Origin of the sequence: Actinomadura physcomitrii (genome assembly GCF_008923205.2) — a bacterium.
GTDB lineage: Bacteria > Actinomycetota > Actinomycetes > Streptosporangiales > Streptosporangiaceae > Spirillospora > Spirillospora physcomitrii.
Genome location: NZ_WBMS02000006.1, coordinates 242,880 through 268,215, shown reverse-complemented (window position 1 = coordinate 268,215; position 25,336 = coordinate 242,880). Strand labels below are relative to the sequence as shown.

Below are 25,336 nucleotides of genomic sequence, written 5' to 3'. Positions count from 1 at the left end.
GCGGAGACCAGCGGATCCTACCGACTGTGGCCGCTTACGCCCATATCGCGATCAGACGTAATGAAGGAACATCCGGTTTCATACGGAAAACCCGGACACGAGACGGCGGGCCCGGGATCCGGAAGTACGGGGAACCACGGTCCCCGGACGCGGCGCGCGCCTGTTGGGAACCGTGCAGGTTCAGAGGCGGGCGACGGCCGCGGCGACGCGCTCGTCCGTGGCGGTGAACGCGATCCGGACGTGCCGGGCGCCGGCCGTCCCGTAGAACTCGCCGGGCCCGACGAGGACGCCGAGCGAGGCCAGGTGCCCGACGGTCTCCCAGCACGGCTCGTCCCGCGTCGCCCACAGGTACAGCGACGCCTCGGAGTGGTCGATGCGGAAGCCGTGCTTCTCGAACGCGGCGCGCAGGTCGGCGCGGCGCCGCGCGTAGCGGGCGCGCTGCTCGTCGGCGTGCGCGTCGTCGTCGAACGCAGCGACCATCGCCGCCTGCACCGGCGCCGGGACGATCATGCCCGCGTGCTTGCGGACCTCCAGCAGCCGCTTGACGACCGCGAGGTCGCCGGTGACGAACCCGGCGCGGTAGCCCGCCATGTTGGAGCGCTTGGACAGCGAGTTCACCGCGAGGAGCCCCTCGTGGGAGCCACCGCACACGTCCGGGTGCAGGATCGAGACGGGCGGGCGCTCGTCGTCCCAGCCGAACTCCAGGTAGCACTCGTCGCTGATCACGAGCGCGCCGCGCCCGCGCGCCCACGCGACGACCTTGCGCAGGTGCTCGGCGGGCAGCACCTTCCCGGTCGGGTTGGACGGCGAGTTCACCCACACGATCTTCGGCCGGACCGGGCCGAGCTTCAGCAGGCCGTCCGTCGCGACGGGCTCCGCGCCGGCCAGCCGGGCGCCCACGTCGTAGGTCGGGTACGCCAGCTCGGGGAAGACGACCTTGTCGCCGGGGCCGGCGCCGAGCAGCGTCGGCAGCCACGCCACCAGCTCCTTGGTGCCGATGACGGGCAGCACCGCGGCCGGGTCGGCACCGGCCACGCCGGCGCGGCGGCGCAACCAGCCCGCGACCGACTCGCGCAGCTCGGGCGTGCCGTAGGTGGCGGGGTAGCCGGGCGCGTCGGACGCCTCGGCGAGCGCCTTGCGGACGGCGTCGGGCGTCGGGTCCACGGGCGTGCCGACCGACAGGTCGACGATGCCGTCCGGATGCTCGGCGGCGCGCTTCTTGTACGGCTCCAGCCGATCCCACGGAAAGTCCGGCAGCGTGAACAAGACCCAGCCCTCCTCGACGGGACGCGCGGGCGCCCCGAATCACCAGGGCCGTGGCCTTCCGCGCAGTGCGGCAGACCACGGCCCGGACGCGTCGAACCGCGATGACCGTCGGCCGGGACGCTCCCGAAAGGTCGCGACCCGCCCTGGCCGGTTTCAGCCCGCTGTCAGTCTTCCTGGCTCTGCGGGGGCAGCGCCGCGACGATCGGGTGGTCCTTGTCGATCTTGCCCACCTTGGAGGCTCCGCCGGGCGAGCCCAGGTCGTCGAAGAACTCCACGTTCACCTTGTAGAAGTCCTTCCACTGGTCGGGGACGTCGTCCTCGTAGTAGATGGCCTCAACCGGGCAAACCGGCTCGCACGCACCGCAGTCGACGCACTCGTCCGGGTGGATGTAGAGCTGACGCTTCCCTTCGTAGATGCAGTCGACCGGGCACTCCTCGATGCATGCCTTGTCGAGCAGGTCCACGCAGGGCTGCGCAATGACGTAGGTCACGTCAGTGACTCCTCTCGGGTTTCCGGCCCCGCCGCACGTCACGGCTCACCGCAAGCTCGCTGTGAATAGTATGGCCACCACCGCGCAGTCGATTCGACATGGGGGTCCTCACATGTCTGGCCGCTTTGCCGCGCGCCTGGTGGTGTCCATCAGTAGCGCGGACGTGGGTCAGCGGGTCTCGCTGCGCCGTCGTCTGCCAACGGGAGAGTACAGCGACGTGGTGGGCGTACTCGAATCCTGGTCCAACAAGACGCTCCAAGTGCGCCGCCGCAACGGCGAACTCGTCGAGGTGCCCGAGGACATCGTGGTGGCGGGCAAGGTCGTCCCGCCGATGCCTCCGCCGAAGCGCCGCGGAGTCTGACGGCGCTCGACGAGGCCGCGTGGCCGGGGCGTCCCTCAGTCGCCTTCGGCCTGCTGAGGCCGGGGGCCGGACCTGCTCGGCGCGGGACCGGCCGGAGACCCGGCCGGCGGCGGACTGGCGGTGACCGGGGCCGGCGACGCGGTCTTGCGCGGCAGCAGCTCGGAGTAGGTCCGGCCGGGCTGCAGCCGCCGGTTCTGGAACAGCTCCGACACCGTGACGAACGTGAAGCCGCGCTTCTTCAGGCCCGCGATGACCGCCGGGATCGCCTTCACGCTCGGCTTGTGGATGTCGTGGAACAGGATGATGCCGCCGGGCCGGGGCTCCTTGATGCCGACGCGGGTGTCGCGCGCGGTGTTCAGGTAGCGCCAGTCCTCGGTGTCGACGCTCCACAGGATCAGCGGCATCCCGATGGCCTGCCCGACGCGCCTGTTCGTCGCGCCGTACGGCGGGCGCGTGATCGTCGGCTTCACCCCGCCGGACGCCTTGGTGATCGCGGCCTGGGTGCGCTGGATCTGCGCCCCGACCGCGGCGGTCGACAGTTTGGTGAGCTGCGCGTGGTCCCAGGTGTGGTCGCCGATCTCGTGGCCCTCCATCACCTCGCGACGCACGACCGCCGGAAAGCCGTGGACGTGCTGCCCGATGAGGAAGAAGGTGGCGCGCACGCCCTGCCTCTTCAGGACGTCGAGCAGCCCGTCGGTGTACGGGCCCGGCCCGTCGTCGAACGTGAGCGCGACGCACCTCAGCCTGTCGCAGTCGATCTTCCGCTGGGCGGGCGGCCGCTGCGGGCGCGGCGCCGTCCGCGCCTTCATCCCCGCCGCCTTCCCCGCCGCGATCCGGTGACCGGCGGTCCGCGCCTGCCTCTTCTCCGCGTGGCCGCATCCCGAGGCGAGCAGGAGACCGGCCGCGATGATGGCGATTTTCCTGGTCCGCACCACGCACCCCCGTAACGCGTTGCCTCGGGCCGCTTCTTACCCTGCGCCTCACTCGCAACACACGTCGCCAAGGTCCGAATTGTCGGGATCGTCCTCGGGGGCGCGACGGGGGACGCAGCCCCCATCATGCGGCCGGTACCGGGCCTCGGCGCCACCCCGGGTGAGGGAAGTGTCGCCCTCCGGTCCCTTCACCGGCACTTCCCGGCGGCCGTGAACTCCCGGCGGCGCTGCGGGTGATGACGGGTGACCGTGCGGCGCCCCGCACGGACCCACCGCAGAGGACGGAGCCGTATGACCCTCAGTCAACGCGCGCCGGCACCACCGGACCGCGACCCGGAACCGCCGGAGGACGACGCACGCCTCATCGAACGGTCCGGGCGGCACCCCGAGGCCTTCGCCGACCTGTACGACCGGCACGCGCCGTCCATCCACCGGTACGTCGCGCGCAGGCTCGGCGACCAGGCCGCCGACGACGTCGTCGCCGAGACGTTCCTGGCCGCGTTCCGGCACCGCGACCGCTACGACCGGGCACGCCCGGACGCGCGGCCGTGGCTGTACGGGATCGCGGCGAACCTCGTCGGCAGGCACCGCAGGGCGGAGACGCGGATGCTGCGGGCGCTGGCCCGCACCGGCGCCGACCCGGTGACCGACGCCATGGACCGGGTGGACGCACGGGTGAGCGCGGCGGCGGCCTCCCGGCCGCTCGCCGGAGCGCTGGCCGACCTGGCGCAGGGCGACCGGGACGTGCTGCTGCTGGTCGCCTGGGCGGACCTGACCTACGACCAGGTCGCCGAGGCGCTGTCGATCCCGGTCGGGACGGTGCGGTCCCGGCTGCACCGGGCCCGCCGGAAGGTACGGGAGGCGCTCGGAGGCGCCGACCCGACGGACGTCCAGGAAGGGACGGGCGAATGAACGACCTCGAGGAACTGGCCGCGTTCCGCGCGCAGGTGCGCGAGCCGGACACCGACCGGCTGGCGAACGGCCGCGACCGGCTCGTCCGGGAGGCCCTCGGCCAGAACGGCCCGGCAACCGGCGGCCGTCGCAGCTCGGAGGCGCGCGACCGGCGTCGCCTCCGCTTTCCGAAGTGGCAGATCGGGCTGGCGGCGGGGGTCGCCGTGGCCGGGGCGGCGGCCGTCGCGGCGGTCGCCCTGAACGGCGAGGACTCCGCTCCGGCGCCGATCGCCGCACGCCCGGTGAGCGCCACGCAGATCCTGGAGCGCGCCGCGAAGACCGTCGCGAGCCGGCCGGACCAGCGCCCGGCACCGAACCAGTGGGTCTACACCCGGACGTACCAGGTGATGCAGAAGAACGCCCCGTCCTCCCTGCGGCACAAGGAGGAGTGGGTGCGCTTCGACGGCCGGGAGAGCGCCGCGTACGACGCCCGCCCGGGCAAGAAGCCGCGGCTGATCGTCTCGCAGACGAAACCGGACGGTGACAGCGAGGAGCGCTCGCCCTCGCAGTGGTACGACTACCTGCGCGCGCTCCCGCACGACCCGTCCGCGCTGCTGGCGAAGATCGACCAGCGGGCGAAGACCTACAACGCCGAGAACGGCGGGCGGCTCTACACCGGCCAGGACGGCCGCGACCAGTGGGTGTTCGGCCGGCTGGCGGACTTCCTCGGGCTGGGCCCGTCCACACCGCCGTCGGGGCGCGCCGCCATCTTCCGGGCGCTCGCCCGCATCCCGGGCGTGCAGGTGAAGGAGGGGACGAAGGACGCGCTCGGACGCCCCGGCACCACCGTCTCCCGTACCGGCCCCGACGGGACGCGTGAGGAGTTCGTGCTGGCGCCCGGCACGTACGACTACCGCGGGCGGCGGATCGTGGCGACCAAGGCCCGGCACCTCCCGAACCCCCCCGGGGTGCGGGTGCGGGGCGGCGACGCGCCGGACATCCCCGCCGGAAGCGCCCTCGGCGACCAGGCGGTCGAGGTGGCCGCGATCGTCGACCGCGCCGGGCAGCGGCCCTGACGGACGGTGCGCCGCCCTCGCGGACCCACGCGCGAGGGCGGCGCACCGTTGTCCGTGCGACCCGGACCGCGCGCTTGACCGCGCCGAGGGTCAGCGGACGGGCCAGTCCGGGATGTTCTTCGGCAGGTCCTTGCTGACGCGCAGGGGGAACGCGGCGGGCCGCTTCTCCAGGAACGAGGTGACGCCCTCGACGGCGTCGGCGCCGCCGCCCAGCTCGGCCATCAGGCGGGAGTCGGCGGCGTGCGCGTCCCACGGGGACGGCGCCGACAGGCCCGACCACATGAGGCGGCGGATCGTCGCGACCGACACCGCGGAGGTGTTGCCGGCGATCTCGCGGGCCAGCGCGTACGCGGCGGGGAGCAGCTCCTCGGGCGCGAGGACCCGGGAGACGAGGCGGCCGGCGAGCGCCTCCTGCGCGTCGAACACGCGGCCGGTCGCGGCCCACTCCATCGCCTGCGCGATGCCGACCAGGCGCGGCAGGAACCAGCTCGACGCGGCCTCGGTGACGATGCCGCGCCGCGCGAACACGAACCCGAACCTGGCCTTCTCGCTGGCCAGCCGGACGTCCATCGGCAGCGTCATCGTCACGCCGACGCCGACCGCCGCGCCGTTGAACGCGCCGATGACCGGCTTGAGGCAGCGCGCGATGCGCAGCGCGACCGTGCCGCCGCCGTCGCGCGGGGTGCCGTCCTCCAGCACGTCGTCCTCGCCGGCGAACATGTCCTTCGACCTCTCCTTGTCGAAGGTGTCGCCGCCGCCGCTGAGGTCGGCGCCCGCGCAGAACGCGCGGCCCGCGCCGGTGACCACGACGGCGCGGACGTCGTCGTCGGCATCGATGCGGTCGAAGACGTCGAGCATCTCGCTGCGCATGGTGAACGTGTAGGCGTTCATCTTGTGGGGGCGGTTCAGGGTGACCGTGGCGATCCCGTCCTGAACCTCGTACTCGATCTCGGCGTAGGCCACGTGCGTCCCCTTCTCGCGCCGGTTGATTTCCGAATGCGATTCTAGGAACTCGGGCGGGCACGCGTCAGATCCGGGCCTCCGGGAACATGCGCAGGACGACGTCGCGGCGCCACTCGTCCAGGCCGCCCTCGTGCCCGGCGGGCGGCAGCAGCATGATCGCGCCGTTCTGGTCCGGCCAGAGCCGGACCGGCACGTCCGGCGGCAGCGTCAGCTCCATCGGGTAGTCGCGGCTCGCGGCGAACACGCGCGCCGCCTCGCCGAGGACGCGCGCCCAGCCCTGGCCGAGGTAGGGCGGCAGGCCGTCCGCGCTCAGCTCCGGCAGCCCGTGCTCGATGAGCCCGGTGGTGCGCAGCGCGAGGCCGTCCGGCCGCTCGGTGCCGACGATCCGCACGACATCGGGCTTCTTCATGGCCGCGACGATACGGGACGCGCCCAGGTGACGCGGGTCACCCGGCGGCCTTGGGAGGGGGGAACCGCGCACCCGCCGAAGCCATGTCCGATAAATTACGACAGTGAATTGGGCCGTGACGTACGACTCCGCCTTCGGGTACGTCTCCGCGCACGGCGCGCCCCTGGTCGACCTGCTCGACCCGCAGCCCGGTGAACGGATCATCGACCTCGGCTGCGGCACCGGCGCGTTCAGCGCGGAGATCGCCGCCCGGGGCGCCGAGGTGCTGGGCATCGACGGCAACCCGGACATGGTCGCCCAGGCGAGCGCGCTGAACCCGGGCATCTCCTTCATGCTCGGCGACGCGCACACCTTCACCATCACCGACGTCTGCGACGCCGTCGCCTCCAACGCCGCGCTGCACTGGATGACCCGCGACCCGGACGCGGTGATCGCGCAGGTGCACGCGGCGCTGCGGCCCGGCGGCCGGTTCGTCGGCGAGCTCGGCGGCGAGGGCAACTGCGCCGAGCTGGTCGCCGCGATGCAGACCGCCTGGCGGGTCTTCGGCCTCGGCGAGCCCGAGCTGCCCTGGTACTTCCCGAGCCCCGCCGAGTACGCGACGAAGCTGGAGGAGGCCGGCTTCTCGCTGCGGCTGCTGGAGCACGCCGAGCGGCCGAGCCAGATGACCGAGGGCCCGAACGGCGCCGCCGACTGGGTCCGCGCCTACGCCGCGCGCGCGCTCGCCGACGTCCCGCCGGAACTGGTCGAGCCGCTGCTCACCCGGGTGAACGACCTCGCCGCGCCGGCGCTGCGCCGCGAGTCCGGCTGGGTCGCCGACTACGTGCGGCTGCGGTTCGCGGCCGTCCGCAAGCCGGACGCCCCGCCCATGCCCGAGGCACCGCCCGTCCCGCCGAACCCGCAGGCCGCGTCCGCCGCCGAGACCCCACCCGCGCCGGGACCCGCGCCCGCCTCGGCGGGCGCGCACGACGGGCCGGCCCGCTGACGGGCCGCCCGCCCGGCCGGGGGCCGGAAGCGGGGCGGTTCGCGCGGGTTGCTTAGGGTTGGGGGCATGCGGATCTACGACCATCGCACCGGGCAGGCCGAGGATCTGCCGTCCGGGCGGGTCCTGCGCGTCCAGGTCCTCGAAGGGGCCGGGCACCGCGCGCTCGTGGTCGCCGACCTGCTGCGGCGGATCGGCGAGCGCGCCGGGCGCGAGGTCCCGGTGGCGTGCTCGCCGGACCTGTCCGTCCGCGACGGCGACTGGACGGACTACAACATCGCGCCGTTCGAGCTCCTCGGCTGGGACGCGCCGCCACCGGACGCCGACCTCTACATCGCCTCGTCGACCAACGTCGACGCCGGCGCGCCCTGCGTGCTCGTCCCGCCGGAGAGCGGCGACTGGCACCCGGTCCTGGCCGACGCGGGCATGGACCCGCTCGCGGCGCGGCTGGCGATGCTGGAGGTCCGCTACCGCGACCCGCTCGAGCTGACGGCGTCCCGGCTGATGACCGCCGCCGCGCGGCTGGACGCATGGCGGAGCCTGGTCGCCGGGTGGGCGCGCTCCCCTGGCCGCCCGATGGACCGCGACCACGCCCGCAGGGCCGAGGCGGCGCTCGGCGACGACCTGGACAGCCCGGCCGCCCTCGCCGTCCTGGACGAGATCGCCGCGGACCCGGACGTCCCGCCGGGCGCGAAGCTGGAGACGTTCATCCACCTCGACCTGACGCTGGCCCTGGGCCTGGTCGCCGCCATCGGCGCCTCCTGAGCGCCAGGGCTCAGTCGTGCACCTCCAGGAGGGTGCCGTCGGCCAGGAGATAGGCGATCGAGCGTTCGAACACGTACGCCGTGCCGCCGCCGGGCTGCTCGAACCACGGCACCGCCGTACCGGTGAGGACCTGCATAGGGCGCAGTAGCCGGTACACGTGGTACTCGCGTTGCTGCCAGTCGGCGGGAAGCGAACGTTGCGCGAACGGTGTGCGCGCGGCGTAGGCGGTGTTCCCGCCGTGGCCGCCGTAGCGGTCCACCTCGGTTCCTGCGGGAAGCTCGGTGATCTGGCGGTCCCGCAAGAGAGAGAGCGGCGGCTCCCCCTTCAGCGGCTGGATCTTCGGGATCTCCATGGTCTGCTGCTGGGGCACCGCCATGAGCAGGCTGCCGAGCAGGTACGCGGCGGCCTGCTCCCCTTCGGCGAAGGCCGCCTGCCGGGTCCGCGCGCCGTCGACGAGGCGGAAGACCGTCCAGCCCGCCTTCTCCCGGACGAGGCACCACGCGCCGTCCTCCTCCCCGCGGAGCCGGTAGTGCGCGCGGTCGACCTGCAAGGCGTCCAGGCGGTTCTGCAGGAGCGCGAGCCACTGCTCCGGCTCCGGTTCCGTCCGGACGCCGCGCGGCGCGGTGCGTCCCATCGCGGCGGCGCTCGCGGCGTCCATCGCGTCGTCGCCGACGGCCGGGACCGCGAACCGGCGCGCGCGGATGTGCGCGACGAGGTCCGGCTCCGGCGGGACGCCGTGCTCGCGCAGGTAGTAGCCGACCGCGCCGGACCACACCCACGCGCCGTCGGTGTGGAAGGTCAGCGGGACGCGCTCGCCGCGCGACGGGTCGAGCAGGTCGGGGGCGCTGGACCGGGCCGCCATGACGGTCGGCGCGTCCTCCAGGTACCGGACGACCCGCTCGGTCTCGTCCGGCGGGACGGGCGGGCGCGACACCTCGGGCGGGCCGCCGTCCGTCCCGGCCCGGTCGAACACCCGCGCCTTCCGCACGGGGCTCTCGAAGCGGGTGGGCGGGGGCGGCGCGACGGGCGCCGGGCCGAGGCGGCGCGCCATCCACTCCGGGACGTCGCGGCGCGGGAGCCGCTCCAGCTCGCGCCGGACGTCGTCCGCGGACGGCTCGGACTCCCAGCGCGGCTCCTCGTCATGGGTGAAGCGCGCGCGGCACCGCACGGCGCCGTCACCGTACACGACCTCGACGTCGATCCGGGACCAGGTGGAGCCCTGGGACGCGTGCGTCCCGGCCCGCAGCCGGTCCAGCAGCCCGGCCGCGGCGGCGGGCGGCGCCCAGGACGCGGTCGAGCCGTCCGCCTTCCGCAGCGCCATCGGCGGGAACTCCACATGCCCGCCGACCGCCTGGTAGTGGCCCGAGATCCGCTCCCAGAACGGCGGCGCGTGATCGGCGACCAGCACCGTGAACGGCCCGGTCAGCAACTCCGTCTGCTCGACCGGGTCCAGCGGGGACGGCGCGGGCGGCCCGGTCGGCTCCGACGGCTCCCGGCCGTCCATCCGGTCGCGCAGCCAGCCCGGCACGTTCGCCCCGTCCCGGGGCATCACGATCTGGTCGCGGCGCCACGCCTCCACGGGCGCGGGCGGGTCCCACTCGGGGTCGAACTCGTCGTTGTAGAGGAACAGCGACGCGGCGGGCTCGACGATCGCCAGCATCGAGAACCAGGTGCCCTGCTCCGACAGGTAGTGCGCGCGCCGCAGGTCCATCAGCAGCGCCGACAGCTCGTCCGGGACGATCTCGGCGGGCACCACCGCGTTCTCGCCGGTCAGCATCGTCAGCGTCACGTCGCTCGCCACCACGGTCGCCGCGCACCGCAGGTCGATGCGGCGCCAGTTCGGCGGCGCGGTCTGCCGCGCGAACCGGACGATCCGCTCCTCGATCTCCGCGATCCGCTCGCTCTGCCCCGTCACCCGCGCGTCCCCCCCATGTGATCCCGATGGAACCTGAGCGGCAGGTTAACCGCACGGATCGGTCCATTGCGGCGTGACCCGGCGGTCGCCGACGCTCGGGGGCATGGCCGTCGAGGCGCCCGGAGCCCACCGGGACGTGGGCTAACGTCCATGTCGTGTCCACCGATGCCCCCGAATCAGCGGTCCCCGCGCCGCCCGGCCGGCCGGCCGATGCGCGGCGCCGCCGCCGTGCCCGCGCCCTGATGGCGACGATCGCCGCCATCGCCGTGCTGCTGTGCGCGGCGGTCGGCGGCGTCGGCTGGTACTTCGCCGGCGTCGCCACCGAGGTCGACCACTCCGCCGAGTACCCGTTCACCATCGAGGACGCGGCCGGCGGCACCGTCACCCTCCCCCGCGAACCCGAGACGGAGCGCCCCGGCACGTGGGCGCTCGTCTGGGAGCACGGCGGACGCGCCCTGCTCGGCCCCGTCGTCGGCGGCGGCGACGACCACGTCGTCCGGAAGGTGCTGTCGGTCTCCCACGGGACGCTCACCAAGGGCGCCGCCGCCGGCATCGACCACTGGGTCTACTCCGGCGACCCGCGCTCGGCGCTCGGGCTCGATTTCCAGGACGTCACCTATCCGTCCGAGCTCGGCGCCATGCCCGCATGGCTGCTGCCCGGATCGTCCCCCAAGAGCACCTGGGTCATCGCCGTGCACGGCCGCAACGCCGACAAGGCCGAGACGTTCCGCGCCATGCGGACCGTCCACGGCCTCGGCCTGCCCATGCTGTCGATCGCCTACCGCAACGACGTCGGCGCGCTCAAGTCCCGCGACCACCGGAACCACCTCGGCGACACCGAATGGCACGACGTCGCGTCCGCCGTCTCGTACGCGCGCGCGAACGGCGCCACCGGCGTCGTCCTGTACGGATGGTCGATGGGCGGCGCGATGGTGATGACGACGCTGCGGCACGACCCGTCGTTCGTCCGCGGCGTCGTCCTCGACTCCCCCGTCATGGACTGGAACGCCACCCTCGACAAGCAGGGCGACGCCCGCCACCTGCCGCCGTTCGTCACCGGCCTCGCCAAGACCGTCCTCGAGCGGCGCATCGGCATCGACCTCGAGGACTACGACCAGCGCCCCTACGCCCCCAAGCTGCGGACCCCGACCCTGCTGTTCACCACCGCCGACGACGCCACCGTCGCCAACGGCCCCGCCTTCACCTTCGCCCGAACGGCCCCGCCCGGCATGGTCACCCACATCACCGCGCAGGGCGACCACACCGAGGCGTGGAACGTCGACCCGTCCGCCTACGAGACCGCGCTCCGGGCCTTCCTCGCTAAGGTGCGGTGACCTCCAGCAGCGTCTTGCCCGTGGTCGCCCGCGACTGGATCGCGGCATGCGCGTCCGCCGCGTTCACCAGCGGGAACCGCTGCCCGATCACCGGACGCAGCCGTCCGGCCGCCGCCTCCCGCAGCGCGCTCTCCGCCGCGTCCCGGAGGTCCTCCTTCGACGGCTTCGGCCGGATCAGCGCGACCCGCCGCGCCTCCGCCGCCTCCTGCGGGACGTCGGCCGGCTCGCCGCTCGCCAACCCGAAGGCGACCATCCGGCCACCCGCCCGGAGCAGCGTGAACGCCTCCCGCGCCACGTCCCCGCCGACCCCGTCGAACACCACGTCCACCGGGCCCGTCCGCGCGCTCCAGCCCGGCTCCCGGTAGTCGACCGCCTCGTCCGCACCGAGCCGCAGCGCCGTCTCCGTCTTGTGCGGCCCGCCCGCCGCCGCGACCACCACCGCGCCCTCCGCCTTCGCGAGCTGGACGAGCAGCGTCCCGACCCCGCCCGCCGCCGCCTCCACCAGCACCCGCTCCCCCTTCACCGGACGCGCCGCCCGCACCATCAGCGTCGCCGTCCGCCCGTCCGCCAGCAGCGCGACCGCCTCGTCCAAGCCCAAAGCGTCCGGCACCTCCAGCAGGCCCTGCGCGTCCACCACCGCCAGCTCCGCGTAACCGCCGCTGCCGTTCAGGCTGCTCACGACCCGCCGCCCGACCAGCCCCGGATCGGTACCCGGCCCCACCGCCGCCACCGTCCCGCCGACCCCGTTCCCGGGAATCATCGGGAGCCTTGGCGCGAACGGCTGCGGCCCCGTCCCCGCCCGCATCTGGGTCTCCACGAAGGTGATATTCGCGTACTCCACCGCGACGAGCACCTGCCCGTCGCCCGGCACCGGATCCGGTGCCTCCCCCGGCACCAGCACCTCCGGACCACCGAACTCCCTCAACCACACCGCGCGCACGGCACCCTCCGTTCTCGGTTCGTCCCACCAGCCTGCAACCTCGACCAAGATCGAGGTCAACCGTCCGCAACGAATCCCTTTTCTCGCCACACCCATCTCTGTAAGCTTTCGCGCGTATTCCGCCCCGTTGTCGGCTGCCGCTCAGGGATGGCGATGCGCGCCCGGTTGGTACCTTCCTCCCCGCCATGGCTCCGCCGCGCCGCGCTCCCCCTCGCCGCCGTCCCCCTCGCCCTCCTCGCGGGCTGCGGCTCGTCCCACCCGTCGTCCGGCGCCCTCAAGCCCGAAGGCACCTTCGACACCGCCGGCCCCGGCCCCGCCACCACCGCGCCCGCCCCGTCCGCCGTGCCGACCGCGCAGCTCTACAAGACGGTCATCGACCGCTACCGCGCCTACCAGGCCGCGTACAAACAGGCCTACGCCACCAACGACCCCAGCGCCCTCCCCGCCGTCGCCATGGACCCCCTCCTCGCCCAACTGACCAAGGACATCGAGTCCACCAAGTCCAAAGGCGAGATCTGGCGGTTCGCCAACACGCTCAACCCCCGCGTCTACGCCCAGTCGAAGGACGGATCGAAGGTCTACGTCATCGACTGCGTCCACACCCTCGCGGGCTACCGCTACTCGGCCAAGACGGGCAAGCGAACAGGCGAAGTACCGGGCGGATCGTTCATCTACCGGACGACCGTCCAGTACGACTCCGGCGCCTGGAAGGTCGCCGCCACTGTCCGGGACCGCGCATGCTGACGGTCCGCAGGGAAGGACAAGTGATGTCTCCCTACTCCCCCGGCCGCCGCCGCACGGCGATCGGCGCTCTCACCGGCGCCGCCCTCGTCACGCCGTTTCTCACGGCCATCCCCGCACAGGCAGCTCCCTGCCACCTCAGCGGGAACACCGGCAGCTGCAACGGGACCGTCCACCAGCCCGGCTCGCCGGGGGGCGGAGGCGGATCAGGCGGGAACTCCGGCGGAGGCGACAGCGGCCCCGTTGCGCCCCCGGATCCGGTGGGCCTGAACCCGAACCAGGGCGAGGGATTCGTCCAGGTGCCCGGGAACCAGGCGCCGCCTGCGCCGGCGAAGCCGGCCACGGCCGACCTCGTGGCTCAGGCGCAGGCCGCCGCGGCGTTCCCCGTCCCCATCGTGCACACCTCTCCGAAGGGCAAGACCTTCGTACGCCTGCGGACGTCCCTGTGGGTCGACGGCTTCGACGTCGTGAAGACCGAGCCCATCACCGTGGGCGCTCAGACGGTGCAGCTGACGGGTGAGCCCGCAACGGTGACCTGGGACCTCGGGGAAGCCACGCACACCTGCGACAACGCGGGCAGCCAGGACGGCAAGGCCTGCGGCTACACCTACAAGCGATCGTCCGCCGGACAGCCGGGCGGGGCGTACCAGATCACCGCCACCATCCGATGGAACGTCACGTGGTCCTGCGAGGGCGCGGACTGCGACTTGCCGGGCGACGACCTCGGGCAGCAAGCCATGCCCTCCGCGGTCACGCCGCTGGTGGTCGGTGAGATCCAGACCACCACGGGCCAGTGACGGACGCATCACCCGGCTGGGAGGTACCCGGCTACGTCCGGATCAAGGAACTCGGCTCAGGAGCGCAAGGCGCGGTCGTCCTCGCGCGCCACCAGACGGGCGGCCCCGCAGTAGCGATCAAGTACCTGGCTCCGGGCATGCTCGGCCGCACCGTCGCCCGGGACACCTTCCGGAGCGAGGCCGAACTGCTCAGACGCGTGGTCGATCCGCACGTGGCGCGGCTGTTCTACTACGTGGAATCGCCGCGGGGAGCCGTGATCGTCCTCGAAGCGGTTCCAGGACGATCACTTCGCCATGTGCTCGACGCTCAAGACGAGCCGCTGGCACCCGAGGCCGCGCTCACACTGATGAAGGGCTCATTGCTCGGGCTGGCGGCCGCGCATGCGGTCGGCGTCGTCCACCGCGACTACAAGCCGGCGAACGTCCTCGTCCAGGACAACGGGCAGAGCAAGCTGATCGACTTCGGCATCGCCGTCCTGACCGGGCAGGGAGACCGCGCCGGAACGCCCGCTTACATGGCACCCGAGCAGTGGGAGGGTCAGCCCGCCACTCCGGCGACGGACCTTTACGCGGCGACCTGCGTGTTCGTGGAATGCGTCACCGGCAAGAAGCCCTTCCAGGGGACGACCGTGGAAGCGCTCCGAGCGCAGCACGCCACAGCACCCGTCCCCCTGGACCAGGTACCCGAGGCCCTGCATTCGCTGGTCGAGCACGGTCTGGCGAAGAGTCCCGCAGAGCGCGCTTGGAACGCACATGAGTTCGTCAGCGAACTCGAAGCGCTCGCCGCCCGTGAATACGGGCCCGACTGGGAGCGGCGAGGGATCGTCGCGCTCGGTGCGGTAGTGGCGACCGTAGGGGCGGCCGTCCCGCTGGCCATCCTCGGCGGTGCGCTGGTCACTCATGGCGCGTCGTCCACAAGCGTGGGCGCGCTCGCCTCCGGTGTGACGGGTCACGCCGCAGCGGGATACATGCAGGCCGCGGTCTCTGCGGACACCGCGGCCAAGAGCGGCGCCTCCACTGCCAAGGGCGTGCTTTCCAAGGTGGGCGGGGCGAAGGGCGCCACAGGAATCGCCGCCGTTGGAGTCGGTGCGGCTACAGCCGCCTGGTTCTTCTGGCCGGGGCCGGGAGTCGGCGGGGTGAGCCACGGCGCCCTCCACGCGGCTTTCACCCGCCCGGGGGCGCTGCTCGGCCAGCCGTACATGCCCGCCGCCGAGACTCCCTACATGGACTTCAAAATCTCGGTCAGGCCGGCCCGCGCCAAGCCAGGCACGCGGTTGCGGCTGGTCGTGCGGTTCCGTGCGCGCACGGTCGGCGCCGCTTATTACCTGCCCGACGGCAGCCGTCAATGCCTGGGCGACAAGGCCAAGCCGCCGAAAACGAAGGAGTACAACTTCTCCATCGGCGAGGACACCGCTCAACTCGGTTTGAAGGCGAGATCCTATATCGGCTTCTATAAGGCGCCACCGGAGAAATGGAATCGACTTCCGCAGAAGGCGGATGGAGTCTACTTGCCCACCGACTACAAAAGGGCAGCAGAGTCGCAGCCGTTCAACCGGTCGGAGTGCGCCTACGCGAGCCGATGGACCGAAACACGGACGGTCCTGCTGCCTGGCCCTGAACTTCTGGAGCCGGGAAAGTATCTGGTCACGCCGTTCGCACCCGTGAAGCTCACCAACCTGACCCAAGCCGGGAAGCCCGTTTCACCGGAGGCGGCCGGGGCGTTCACGCAGGGAAGGCTGCCGGTGATCCAGGTGTTGGACGCCTGAACGGGCGGGACATGTGGGCTGGTCCGGGGGGCGGGGGTGAGGCGGGTGATCGTTGTGGGGGGGGTGCGGTGCAGGCGCTATCGTGGCGCCGTCGTCCACAGTTAGGGTCCCGGTGTTGCTCTCCGCTCTTGTCGGCCGCCTGAGGTTCGAGCCGGTGCGCGCCGCGGTGGCGGGCAACCGGCTGTTCTCGGTGCTGCTGGCGGCGGGGGTCGTGCTGCGGGTCCTCGTGGTGCTGGGGTTCCCGCCGGCGCTGTTCTTCAACGACAGCTTCGACTTTCTGCGGATCGCGGACAGGCCGTTCCCGCACCCGCTGCGGCCGTCCGGTTACGGGTTGTTCCTGTGGGGGTTGAGGCCGTTCCACAGCCTGGCGCTGGTGACGGCGGTCCAGCATGCGGCGATCGTGGGGATCGCGGTCGTCGGGTATGCGGCGCTGGTCCGGAACTTCGGGGTGCGGCGGTGGGCGGCGGCACTGGCGGTCGCTCCGCTGCTACTGGACGCCTACGAGGCGGAGCTGGAGCATCTGGTCCTGTCGGACACGGTGTTCACCGTGCTGATCCTGGGGGCGTTGCTGCTGCTGGCGCGGCCGGGGGCGAGCGGGTGGCGGCGCGCCGGGCTGGTGGGGGCGCTGCTGGGCGTCGCGGCGGTCACCCGGACGGTGGGGGCGCCGCTGTTCCTGATCGCGCTGCTGTACCTGCTGCTGCGGCGGGCGCGGTGGACGTCGTTCGCGGCGCTGGCGGCGGCGTTCGTGCTGCCGGTGGGCGGGTACGCGGTGTGGTTCCACTCCGACTACGGCCGGTTCGGGATGTCCGGGGTGGACGGGATCTTCCTGTGGGGTCGGACGTCGACGTTCGCGGACTGCGACCGGCATGCGCCGCCGCCGGAGCTGGCGCATCTGTGTCCGTACGGGTCGCCGGACGGGCGTCCCGCGGCGTCGCACCAGATCTGGGTGGAGAACTCGCCGACGGGGTGGACGAACGGGAAGCCGTTCGACGAGAAGACCAACGAGCAGGCGCAGGAGTTCGCGTTGTGGGCGATCCGGACGCAGCCGCTCGATTATGTGAAGACCGTTTCCTACGATTTCTTCGTGCGGACGTTCTCGTGGAAGCGGCACCGTTATCCGACGGTCGGGACGGAGGCGCGGTACCACTTCCCGACGCGGCCGTGGGCGCAGGGGGAGAAGCCGCTGCCACTGGTCGGGGGCGGGGACCGGGTCTCGGTGGTCCGCGATTACGAGCACGGGTCGGGGAGGACGCATATCGTCGGTCCGTTCGCGGGCTGGTTGCGCGCTTACCAGAAGCAGGTTTTCGTGCGGGGGACGATGCTCGGCGCGGTGCTGCTGGCGGGGCTCGCGGGGCTTTTCCGGCGGCGTGGCCGCAAGGAGATCGCGCTGCTGTGGGCGGCGGCGGTGACGCTGCTGGCGGTGCCGCCCGTCACGGTGGACTTCGACTACCGGTACATGCTGCCCGCGGTTCCGTTCGCGTGCTTCGCGGCGGCGCTGGCGTGGGGGCGTCGCGGGGCCGGGGAGGCGGGGCCGGAGGCGTCGCCCGCGGAGCCGGAGGACGCGCAGGTCCAGCCGGCCGGCGCGTGACGGTCGCCGCGTCCGCCGCCGCGCTAGAGGTCGAGGTCGTCGGGGTGTTCGGCGAGGTGCTCCCAGAACTCGACATAGGCCTGCTCGTGCATGATGCCGAGCTTGAGGATGCGGGCCCGTGAGGTGAGCCTGACCTGGTCGGACGGGTCGAGGGCGGCGCGGCGCCCGCGGTGGTCGGCGAGCCAGCGGCGGTGCAGGGCGGCCTGCTCGCGGGCGAGCGCGACGACGTCGCCGGGAATCGCCGAGGTCGCCGAGGTCGGCGAGGTCGGCGAGGTCGGCGAGGTCGGCGAAGAACAGTTTGAGCTGCGCGGGGTCGCGGGTCTCGATCCGCGGACCGCCGGGGTCCGCGAGCCAGCGGCGCAGCGCTGTGCCTCGCGGCCCGCGACCGGGGCGGCCCCGCCATCGCGTTCCAGACGCTGCTGATCCCGTGCCTGGACGACCGGCTCGGCACGCCGTCCGCGCACCGGATCGCCGACCCGCGCTTCACCAACCGCGCCAAGCTGCGCGCCATGTGGGACGCCTACCTCCCGCCCGGGCCCGTCTCCCCCTACGCCACCCCGGCCCGCGCGGGCGACCTGTCCGGCCTGCCGCCCGCCTACGTCCTGACCTGCGGCCTCGACCCGCTGCGCGACGAGGGCCCTGGACTACGCGCGGCGGCTGACGGAGGCGGGCGTCCCGGTGGAGACGAAGGACGTGCCGGGCGCGTGGCACCTGTTCGAGGCGTCCGCGCCGGGCACCGAGCTGGCGCGGCGCACCACGCGGCACTGGCTCGCTCCGCACGGCGCTCACCCCATCAGACTCATGAGCCGAGGCGGGCGGCGGCCACCTTCTTCGGGACGACCATCCGCCACGCGTCCATGACCAGCTCGCGCATCTCGGGCTCGTCGAGCGCCGCCGTCCACGCCTCGACCCAGTTGAACCGCAGGTCCGACTCGCCGGGCAGCCGGAACCTGTCCGGCTCGGACGCGACCAGCGCCGCCCGCTCCTCCTTCGGGAACGCGAACCCCATCACCGTCTCGTCCCGCGAGAACGCCACGTAGACGATCGAGCCGACGCGGAACTTCACACGGTCCCTGATGAGGTGCTCCGACGTGCGGGGCAGCGTCAGCGCCAGCGCCCGCACCTGCTCGACCGTGATCACGTTGCCCTCCCGTGGCCGTCGCCGGGAAAGTATCACCGTCGCCCGGCCCGCGCTTGATGATCTCGTTTACATTGGCGGGGCGGCGCGATCTCATGGACGTCGAGGGGCGGGGACACGTGAACGAACTGGTGCGCTGGCAGACCGAGCACGGCAGCATCGTCGTCGAGAGCGACGACGACGAGCCCGGCATGGCGGAGGTCTCCCGCGGCGGCGACCTGATCGGCAAGGCCGCCGCCAAGTTCGAGGACTCCTTCCAGCAGGTCCGGGACGCGGCGGAGGCGGCGCTCGCGGCGCTGCGCGGCGGCGACCTCAAGCCCGACGCGGTCGAGCTGGAGTTCGGGGTCAAGCTGAACGCCGCCGCCGGCGCCGTCATCGCGAAGACCGCCCTGGAGGGCCACCTGAAGGTCAAGATGACCTGGGGCGAGCCGAAGGCCGCCGCCGTGGAGGAGTAGGTGGGCGACTGGCAGTGGCGCGCCTGGGTCGGCACCCCCGCCGGCGGGAAGCTCGGCGCCGCCTTCCTCGTCACCCCGACCCGGCTGCTGACCTGCGCGCACACCGTCGCCGGGCAGGACGAGCCGCGCGTCGGCCTGCCCGGTCTCGCCGAGGACCTGCCCGCCCGGGTGGTCGCGTCCGGCGGCTGGCGCGGCGCCCGCGACCTCGGCGACGTGGCGGTCCTGGAGCTCGCCGAGCCCGTTGGGTACGAGCCGGCGGTGCTGGCCGATCCCGCCGGCGTGGACGCGCTCGCCGCGGGCGGCCGGGAGTTCGGCGTGTACGGGTTCCCCGCCCGCAAGGACGGCAACGAGCGGCACGCCACCGTCACGACCGGCCCGCACCTGCTGACCCGCAACGAATGGTGGGAGATCCGGACCGTCGACGGCGCGCCGCTGGAGAAGGGGTTCAGCGGGTCCGCCGTGTACGACATCGCGACCGGCGGGGTCATCGGCATGGTGACCGGCGCCGAGCTGCGCGGCGGCCGGGCCGGCCTCGGCTGGATGCTCCCGCTGTCGCGTCTTCGCGCCTACTGGGAGGGCCTCGACGACGTCCTGCCGCTTCGCTGGCTGTCCGCGGACGCGCGGCGGGAGCTGCGGCGGCTGCTCGACGGCGTCGCGTTCGAGGACCATTTCGCCGCCGACCTCGAACGGGTCGTCGGCCGCCGCCCCCGCGAGCGGTTCGGCTCCGCGTGGGCGTCCGTCCGCTACGTCGCCGAGGGCTTCCCGGAGGACCGGCTCGCCCGCTACCTCGGCGCGCTCGGCCGGCACCTGCCCGAGCAGCGGCGGCCCGAGTTCGCCGCCTGGCTGCGGCTGCACCTCCCGGCGGCCGGGCCCGCGCAGGAGGAGCCCCCGCCGGCGTCGGTCATCGTCCGGCTGGAGCACGCCACCTTCCCCAAGGAGTACGACCTCACCGTCCACACCTGGTTCGACGAGGCGGACCAGACGTCGCAGGCCACCGTCCGCGTCCCGGAGGGCAAGGTCCGCGGCGCCGTCCAGGACGAGGTGGCCCGCGCGAGCCGCGCCCTCGTCGGCGGCCGGTGGATGATCGAGTTCGCGGTGCCGGAGGGCTGGCTCGGCAGGCCGTTCGAGCGCTGGTACATCGACGTCGAGGACAAGACGCCGATGCGGCGGTACCCGCTGGTCGTCCGGGACGTGAAGCGGCTGCGGCCCGGCTCGATCCGGCGCGACCAGGCCCACCGGCGGTGGCGGCTGCTCGAGGAGCGCGGCCGCACCGACCCGCGGCTGATCGCGTGCGACGACCACCGCACCGCCGCCGCCTTCCAGGACTGGCTGGAGGCCAACCCCGACCACTGCGCCCTCGTCTACCAGACCCCGCCGTCCAAGACGCGGCTCGCCGCCGCGCTCGGCAACGGCGTACCGGTGATGCTGTGGTCCCGGACCACCTGCAACGACCCCGCCCACGACGACTGCCCCGGGCATCGCCTCGGCGAGGCGCTGGCCGCCGCCGTCCGCGACGCCCGCCCCGAAGAACTCCCGCACATCGCGCTCGGCCTGCGCCGGGACGCGCTGCTCGCCCCGAAGGACACCCCGCACTGCGGCCGGGACCTCACCCTGCTGTGGGACGACCCGTCCCGGCTGCCCGCCGACCCCCGGCTCGCCATGGAGGAATGATGCCCGACTGGCTGCTCTACACCGGCGGCCGCCGCCGGCACGACGGCATCGACCGGCTGCCGCCGCCCCCGCCGTGGCGCGCGTTCGACGGCGGGCCGCTGCTGCCGCCGCCGTCCGGCGGGTCCGGCAACACCCACCAGGCCACCACGTACCGGCCGTCGGACGACGCCGTCCAGCAGGTCAACGCCGCGCTGTACCTGCGGCGCCCGCTGCTGGTGACCGGGCCGCCCGGCACCGGCAAGTCGACGCTGGCGTACGCGGTCGCGCACGAGCTCGGCCTCGGGCCCGTCCTGCACTGGCCCATCACCAGCCGGACGACGCTCCGCGACGGGCTCTACCAGTACGACCCGCTCACCCGCCTCTACGCCGCCCGCGACGGCGGCGCGCCCGCGTCCGACGAGGACATCGGCCGGTTCATCCGGCTCGGCCCGCTCGGCACCGCGCTGCTCCCCTACGCCCGGCCGCGCGTCCTGCTCGTCGACGAGATCGACAAGAGCGACATCGACCTGCCCAACGACCTGCTCACCGTGTTCGAGAAGGGCGAGTACGAGATCCCGGAGCTGGCGCGGCGCGCCGACCCGTCCGCCGACGTCATGACCGCCGACGGCCCCGGCGGCCGGGTCACCGTCACCGCCGGGACCGTCCGGTGCAACGCGTTCCCGCTGGTGGTGATGACCAGCAACGGCGAGCGGGAGTTCCCGCCCGCGTTCCTGCGCCGCTGCGTCACCGTCGAGCTCCGGCAGCCCGCCGACGAGGCCGAGCTGTCCGCGATCGTCCGCGAGCACCTCGGCGACCTCGCCGACCGCAGCGACGACCTCGTCCGCCGGTTCTTCGAGCGGTCCGCGTCCGGCACCCTCGCCACCGACCAGCTCCTCAACGCCGTCTACCTGTGCCGGCACGCCGACGCCGACGACCGGGAGGCGCTCGCGGACCGGATCATGCGGCGCCTCACCGGCCCGATGGACGATGATTGACCGCCTGCGCGAGGTCCTCGGCGAGGTCTCCCCGCAGGACGCCCCGGACGCGCGCGAACTGAGCGAGATGCTCTGGCTCGCCTGCCACATCGCCCCCGCGCGGGACGAGCCGACGCCCGGCGCCCCTGCCCCGCCCCGGGCGGAGGAGGATGCTCCGCCGCAGGCCGGACCCGATGGCGAGGAGTCCGCGCAGGCGCCGCCCGAACCCGCCCCGGAGCCCCGCTCCGCGCTGCATCCCCTGCCCGCCGCCGGCGCCGCGCCGTCCGCCGGCGCGGCCTCGGAGGTGCTCGTCCCGACGGCGCCGATGCTGTCCGACCCGCTCGGCGTGCAGCGCGCGCTCCGGCCGGTGAAACGGCGCGTCCCGTCCCGGCACCGCCGCGAACTCGACGAGGACGCCACTGCCGACCGCATCGCCGACACCCGCCTGTGGACGCCCGTCCTCGTCCCCGAGTCCGAGCGGTGGCTGACGCTGACCCTCGTCGTCGACACCGGCCCCACCATGCGGCTGTGGCGGCCCCTCGCCCGGGAGCTGGCCGAGGTGCTCCTGCGGCAGGGCGCGTTCCAGAACGTAGGCGTCGCCTACCTCGACGCCACCGGCGGCGTCTCTCCCGTTCCCGGCGCACCCCCGCGCGCCCCCGGCACCGTCCAGGACGCCACCGGACGGCACGCCGTCCTCCTCCTCAGCGACTGCTCCGGACCGCACTGGTGGAACGGCCGCGCCGCACCCGCCGTCCGCCGCTGGGCCGAGACGGGGCCCACCGCGATCCTCCAGCCCCTCGCCGAGAGCCTCTGGCGCCGCACCGCCGCCCCCACCACGCCCGGCCGCGCCGTCCTGCCCCGGCCGGGCGGCCCCAACACGGCCCTCCGCTTCACCCCGCTCGACGGCGCCGCGCCGCCCGGCGTGCCCGTCCCGGTCCTGGAGGTCACCCCGCGCTGGTTCGGCGCCTGGGCGCGGCTCGTGTCCGGCGCGGGCCCGCAGCCCGCGGCGATCGCGTCGCTGCCGTCCGGCCCGTCCGGCCCGGCGCCCGCGCCGCGCGACGTCCCCGTCGCCGAACGCGTCCGCCGCTTCCTGCGCACCGCCTCCCCCGACGCGGCCGAACTCGCCGCGCACGTCGCCGTCTCCGTCCCGTCCCTGCCGGTGATGCGGCTGATCCAGCACGGCGTCCTCGGCGGCTCCGACCCGGGCCGGCTCGCCGAGGTCCTGCTCAGCGGCCTGCTGCGGCCGCTGGACGACGTCCGCTACGAGTTCGTCCCGGGCGCCCGCGAGGCCCTCCTCGACACCCTCCCGCGCCCCGAGGCGCAGCACACCCGCCGCGTCCTCGAAGCCGTCTCCGCCGAGATCGAGCGGCGCGCCGGCGGCACCGCCGAGACCTTCCGCGCCCTCCTCGCCACCACCGCCGGCCCCGTCACCCTGACCGCCGACACCGACCACTTCGCCCTCCTCACCGACGAGACCGCCACCGCCCTGGTCCCGTCGCCACCGGACGTGCCGGGCTTCCCGGCGGCCCTGCGCGCGGACTACGAGCCGGTCCGGGTGCTGTTCACCGGCCCGTGGGCGACCGCGTACCTCGTGAGGCCGGACGACGAGTACCTGGACAGGGAATTCGCGGTCGTCGAGATCCTCCGGGAACGCTGGAGCGAGCAGGACAGGACGGTGCTGCGCTCCCTGATCGAGCCGGGGCCGCGCCTCGCACAGATCTACGGCTACGGCGAAGTCGACGTCGAAAACGGCGCCACGGTCGGCTGGTACGCGCACGAGTACTGCCCGCAGGGCTCGCTGGACAAGCTGATCCACGAGGACGCGCCGCCCACCGACGACCGGGAACGGCGCCAGATCCTCGCGTCCCTGGCCGAATGCCTGCAGTTCTGGCAGGACCGCCTCGGGCTCACCCACACCGACCTGCAGCCGGCGAGCGTCCTGGTCCGATCGCGCGACCCTTACGAGCTGGTCATCGGCGACGTGCGCGGCGCGGCACCCCTCGCACGCCGGACGCGGGACGCGGCGCCGCTCACCGCGCGCTATGCGGCCCCCGAGCTGCTGAACGGCGAACTGGGCAGGCCCGGGGCATGGTGGGCGCTCGGAGTCATCGCCTACGAACTGCTCCTGTGCCGGACGCCTTTCGACGATTTCACGACCTTGGAGCTGGTGGAGAACCTGGGTCGTCGCGGTCGGCCGCCGGAGCTCGACGACGTCCGCGATCCGGAATGGCGGCGCCTGATCTCGGGCCTGCTGACCATCGATCCGGACCATCGCTGGGGCTACGACGAGGTCGCGAGATGGGTCCGCGGCGCCGGGAAGCCCGGCCGCTCCGCGGTGGACGACGCCCTTGAGCTGAACGGCGCCGGCCAGGGGGCCGCGTTCTCCAACGCGTGGAGACTGCCCGTCTCGACCCCCAGAGAGCCGAGCATCGGGCATGACCTCGATGGCAATGCCTTCACCGTGCCGTCCCTCGACCTCGCGGCCGGCAACTCGGGCCTGGTCGCGGGGGACGACGACGCCCGGCGGCATGTCCTGCGGGTGATCGCCCTCGCGCTCGCCGCAAAGTACTCGCCGTCCCACATGAGGTTCGCCTTCGCCGACCTGGGAGAGCGTCCGCTGGGCGAGCCGTTCTCCGACCTCCCGCACGTCCTGTACTCCGGCGAGGAACTGCTGGGCAGGCCGCGCGCGCTTCGGGATTTCCTCGACTTCCTCTTGGCCGAACTGGACCCGCGCAGGCGCCACGCGTCACCCGAGGACCTGCCACACCTGGTCGTGATGGCGGACGTCTCGCTGACGTTCCCGTCCAGCAAACGCGAGGTGGGCGAAACGCTCCTCCAGCTCGCGCAGCGCGGCACGTCCCTCGGCGTGCACGTGATCCTCGCGTCGTCCACCGTCGAGAGCACCACGATCTGGGACCGCTTCCTGCCGCTCCTTGACTGGCGGATCGTCGCGAGCCGCCTGCCGCCCGCCGTGCTCCGGCGCGTCCTCGGCCGCGCGAGCCTTCCGTTCCCCGACTCGGGCAGGGCCTACCTGTCCACCGGAGACCGCGCTCCCCGCCCGTTCATCCCTGCCCCTCTGCCGTCCGAGGCCGCCCTGTTCCGCTTCATCGGCGACATGCCGGAACAGCCCACCGACGACCAGCCCGACGCCGAGCCGCCAAGGACCGCCCCGACTGAGGGCGATGGATCCGCGAGTGATGGGTTGCCGGAGACGCTCAGCATCAGCGAGCTCCCTCCGATCAACGACCACCGCATTCCGATCGGGGTCGGCGAAGGCGCTCGCGAGCCCGTCTACCTGGACTTCGACGCCCACCCCCATCTGCTGGTCGTCGGCCAGCCCGGTTCGGGGAGGGCGAACCTGGTCCGATTGATCATCAAAGGCATCGGAGAGCGGACCAGCGGCCGGCCGTCGCGAGTCTTCGTCTTCGACCCCAACAGGTACGTGAGGGCGCTCGCCGCTCAGTTCGGGGTCGACTCACCGGTCGAGCGCGGAGTCCGATACACCGAGTCTCCGGAGACGTTCGGCGACTTCGTGTGGGAGGCGCTCGACCTCCTCCCATCGACGGAAGCGTTCATCGTCGCGATCGACAGAGGGCGTCCGCGCGGCACCGAGCCTCTGGAAGCGATCCTTGACATGCTCCCGGATCTCACCGCGAACGGGCTGCATCTCATTGTCGCCCAGCCGCCGACCACTCCCCGACCGGCCATGGAGCCTCTGGTGGCTGCACTCCACCGCCTGCGCAGCCCCACTCTTCTGCTCGGAAGCCTGCGGGGAGAGGAGGCAGACCTCTATGGAGCCCCGCCGCCGCCGGAAGATTACCCGCCGGGGAGAGGCGTGCTCGTCCAAGGGGACATGCGCTGGGAGATCCAGGTGGCTCTCTCGGAGCCGGACTGAGAGGTATTGG

Annotated in this window: 23 protein-coding genes and 1 pseudogene; 15 read left to right on the top strand and 9 right to left on the bottom strand. The window is 73.4% G+C overall.

Annotated elements, in window-relative coordinates; translation table 11 throughout:
• Nucleotides 1-180: 180 nt before the first annotated feature.
• Together dapC and fdxA are read right to left on the bottom strand one after the other, a co-directional pair.
• Entirely contained in the window at nucleotides 181-1,266 is a 1,086-nt protein-coding gene (gene dapC / locus F8568_RS10445; protein ID WP_151593309.1) for a succinyldiaminopimelate transaminase, read from the bottom strand.
• A 164-nt stretch (nucleotides 1,267-1,430) separates the two neighbouring features.
• The gene (gene fdxA, locus F8568_RS10440) at nucleotides 1,431-1,757 is read right to left on the bottom strand and encodes a ferredoxin (RefSeq protein ID WP_151545573.1); all 327 of its coding nucleotides are present in this window, start codon (nucleotides 1,755-1,757) and stop codon (nucleotides 1,431-1,433) included.
• 70 nt (nucleotides 1,758-1,827) lie between these two features.
• Here fdxA and F8568_RS51460 point away from each other — a divergent pair, with 70 nt between their 5' ends.
• Entirely contained in the window at nucleotides 1,828-2,118 is a 291-nt protein-coding gene (locus F8568_RS51460) for a putative acetyltransferase (RefSeq protein ID WP_456236958.1), read from the top strand.
• Nucleotides 2,119-2,153: 35 nt separating this feature from the next.
• On the opposite strand, the gene F8568_RS10430 is transcribed toward F8568_RS51460, so the two are convergent.
• Nucleotides 2,154-3,050 (bottom strand): polysaccharide deacetylase family protein, encoded by an 897-nt coding sequence (locus F8568_RS10430; RefSeq protein ID WP_328600810.1) that lies wholly within the window; start codon nucleotides 3,048-3,050, stop codon nucleotides 2,154-2,156.
• 291 nt (nucleotides 3,051-3,341) lie between these two features.
• Here F8568_RS10430 and F8568_RS10425 point away from each other — a divergent pair, with 291 nt between their 5' ends.
• Nucleotides 3,342-3,962 carry an RNA polymerase sigma factor gene (locus F8568_RS10425; protein ID WP_151593307.1) on the top strand — a complete coding sequence of 207 codons (621 nt, stop codon included), beginning with the start codon at nucleotides 3,342-3,344 and terminating at the stop codon, nucleotides 3,960-3,962.
• Complete coding sequence (locus F8568_RS10420; RefSeq protein ID WP_151593306.1) at nucleotides 3,959-5,017, top strand: CU044_5270 family protein; 1,059 nt, start codon at nucleotides 3,959-3,961, stop codon at nucleotides 5,015-5,017. The genes F8568_RS10425 and F8568_RS10420 overlap by 4 nt, the downstream gene beginning before the upstream one ends.
• A 90-nt stretch (nucleotides 5,018-5,107) precedes the next feature.
• Here the strand turns inward: F8568_RS10420 and F8568_RS10415 are convergent, their stop codons facing one another.
• Nucleotides 5,108-5,980: a crotonase/enoyl-CoA hydratase family protein gene (locus tag F8568_RS10415; RefSeq protein WP_151593305.1), complete on the bottom strand. Its 873-nt coding sequence runs from the start codon at nucleotides 5,978-5,980 to the stop codon at nucleotides 5,108-5,110.
• A gap of 64 nt (nucleotides 5,981-6,044) precedes the next feature.
• Nucleotides 6,045-6,389: a hypothetical protein gene (locus F8568_RS10410; RefSeq protein WP_151593304.1), complete on the bottom strand. Its 345-nt coding sequence runs from the start codon at nucleotides 6,387-6,389 to the stop codon at nucleotides 6,045-6,047.
• A 115-nt stretch (nucleotides 6,390-6,504) separates the two neighbouring features.
• On the opposite strand from F8568_RS10410, the gene F8568_RS10405 reads away from it, so the two are divergent.
• On the top strand, nucleotides 6,505-7,371 hold the full coding sequence (locus F8568_RS10405) for a class I SAM-dependent methyltransferase (protein ID WP_328600809.1): 867 nt from the start codon (nucleotides 6,505-6,507) through the stop codon (nucleotides 7,369-7,371).
• Nucleotides 7,372-7,437: 66 nt separating this feature from the next.
• Complete coding sequence (locus F8568_RS10400) at nucleotides 7,438-8,133, top strand: hypothetical protein (RefSeq protein ID WP_151593302.1); 696 nt, start codon at nucleotides 7,438-7,440, stop codon at nucleotides 8,131-8,133.
• 10 nt (nucleotides 8,134-8,143) lie between these two features.
• On the opposite strand, the gene F8568_RS10395 is transcribed toward F8568_RS10400, so the two are convergent.
• Nucleotides 8,144-10,048: a TNT domain-containing protein gene (locus F8568_RS10395; protein WP_328600808.1), complete on the bottom strand. Its 1,905-nt coding sequence runs from the start codon at nucleotides 10,046-10,048 to the stop codon at nucleotides 8,144-8,146.
• A 155-nt stretch (nucleotides 10,049-10,203) separates the two neighbouring features.
• Between F8568_RS10395 and F8568_RS50260 the strand changes: the two genes are divergently transcribed.
• The gene (locus F8568_RS50260) at nucleotides 10,204-11,382 is read left to right on the top strand and encodes an alpha/beta hydrolase family protein (RefSeq protein ID WP_151593301.1); all 1,179 of its coding nucleotides are present in this window, start codon (nucleotides 10,204-10,206) and stop codon (nucleotides 11,380-11,382) included.
• Here the strand turns inward: F8568_RS50260 and F8568_RS10385 are convergent.
• A complete protein-coding gene (locus F8568_RS10385; protein WP_151593300.1) occupies nucleotides 11,369-12,322 on the bottom strand; it encodes a zinc-binding dehydrogenase in 954 nt (317 codons plus the stop codon). The two genes, F8568_RS50260 and F8568_RS10385, sit on opposite strands and share 14 nt — an antisense overlap.
• Nucleotides 12,323-12,475: 153 nt before the next feature.
• On the opposite strand from F8568_RS10385, the gene F8568_RS10380 reads away from it, so the two are divergent.
• The 4 genes from F8568_RS10380 to F8568_RS10365 all read left to right on the top strand — a co-directional run bounded on the left by F8568_RS10380 (nucleotide 12,476) and on the right by F8568_RS10365 (nucleotide 17,214).
• Entirely contained in the window at nucleotides 12,476-13,066 is a 591-nt protein-coding gene (locus tag F8568_RS10380; RefSeq protein WP_151593299.1) for a hypothetical protein, read from the top strand.
• Between the two features lie 23 nt (nucleotides 13,067-13,089).
• Complete coding sequence (locus F8568_RS10375) at nucleotides 13,090-13,860, top strand: hypothetical protein (RefSeq protein WP_151593298.1); 771 nt, start codon at nucleotides 13,090-13,092, stop codon at nucleotides 13,858-13,860.
• The gene (locus tag F8568_RS10370; RefSeq protein ID WP_151593297.1) at nucleotides 13,857-15,626 is read left to right on the top strand and encodes a serine/threonine-protein kinase; all 1,770 of its coding nucleotides are present in this window, start codon (nucleotides 13,857-13,859) and stop codon (nucleotides 15,624-15,626) included. The genes F8568_RS10375 and F8568_RS10370 overlap by 4 nt, the downstream gene beginning before the upstream one ends.
• A 115-nt stretch (nucleotides 15,627-15,741) precedes the next feature.
• Nucleotides 15,742-17,214 carry a hypothetical protein gene (locus F8568_RS10365; RefSeq protein WP_151593296.1) on the top strand — a complete coding sequence of 491 codons (1,473 nt, stop codon included), beginning with the start codon at nucleotides 15,742-15,744 and terminating at the stop codon, nucleotides 17,212-17,214.
• 23 nt (nucleotides 17,215-17,237) lie between these two features.
• Here F8568_RS10365 and F8568_RS46690 read toward each other — a convergent pair whose 3' ends face one another.
• Nucleotides 17,238-17,678, bottom strand: a complete 441-nt coding sequence (locus tag F8568_RS46690; protein WP_151593295.1) for a hypothetical protein — start codon at nucleotides 17,676-17,678, stop codon at nucleotides 17,238-17,240.
• On the opposite strand from F8568_RS46690, the pseudogene F8568_RS50985 reads away from it, so the two are divergent.
• Nucleotides 17,580-17,801: pseudogene (locus tag F8568_RS50985) on the top strand (alpha/beta hydrolase fold domain-containing protein); the annotation flags it as partial. The gene F8568_RS46690 and the pseudogene F8568_RS50985 sit on opposite strands and share 99 nt — an antisense overlap.
• Before the next feature lie 212 nt (nucleotides 17,802-18,013).
• Here the strand turns inward: F8568_RS50985 and F8568_RS10355 are convergent.
• On the bottom strand, nucleotides 18,014-18,355 hold the full coding sequence (locus F8568_RS10355) for an MmcQ/YjbR family DNA-binding protein (RefSeq protein WP_151593294.1): 342 nt from the start codon (nucleotides 18,353-18,355) through the stop codon (nucleotides 18,014-18,016).
• A gap of 116 nt (nucleotides 18,356-18,471) precedes the next feature.
• On the opposite strand from F8568_RS10355, the gene F8568_RS10350 reads away from it, so the two are divergent.
• Genes F8568_RS10350 through F8568_RS10335 form a run of 4 tightly spaced genes read left to right on the top strand, consistent with a single transcriptional unit; the run spans nucleotide 18,472 to nucleotide 25,326 of the window.
• Nucleotides 18,472-18,807: a CU044_2847 family protein gene (locus F8568_RS10350; protein ID WP_151593293.1), complete on the top strand. Its 336-nt coding sequence runs from the start codon at nucleotides 18,472-18,474 to the stop codon at nucleotides 18,805-18,807.
• On the top strand, nucleotides 18,808-20,478 hold the full coding sequence (locus tag F8568_RS10345; protein ID WP_151593292.1) for a VMAP-C domain-containing protein: 1,671 nt from the start codon (nucleotides 18,808-18,810) through the stop codon (nucleotides 20,476-20,478). It begins immediately after the preceding gene.
• On the top strand, nucleotides 20,475-21,452 hold the full coding sequence (locus tag F8568_RS10340) for an AAA family ATPase (protein WP_236008581.1): 978 nt from the start codon (nucleotides 20,475-20,477) through the stop codon (nucleotides 21,450-21,452). The genes F8568_RS10345 and F8568_RS10340 overlap by 4 nt, the downstream gene beginning before the upstream one ends.
• Complete coding sequence (locus tag F8568_RS10335; protein WP_151593291.1) at nucleotides 21,445-25,326, top strand: SAV_2336 N-terminal domain-related protein; 3,882 nt, start codon at nucleotides 21,445-21,447, stop codon at nucleotides 25,324-25,326. The genes F8568_RS10340 and F8568_RS10335 overlap by 8 nt, the downstream gene beginning before the upstream one ends.
• Nucleotides 25,327-25,336: the final 10 nt, after the last annotated feature.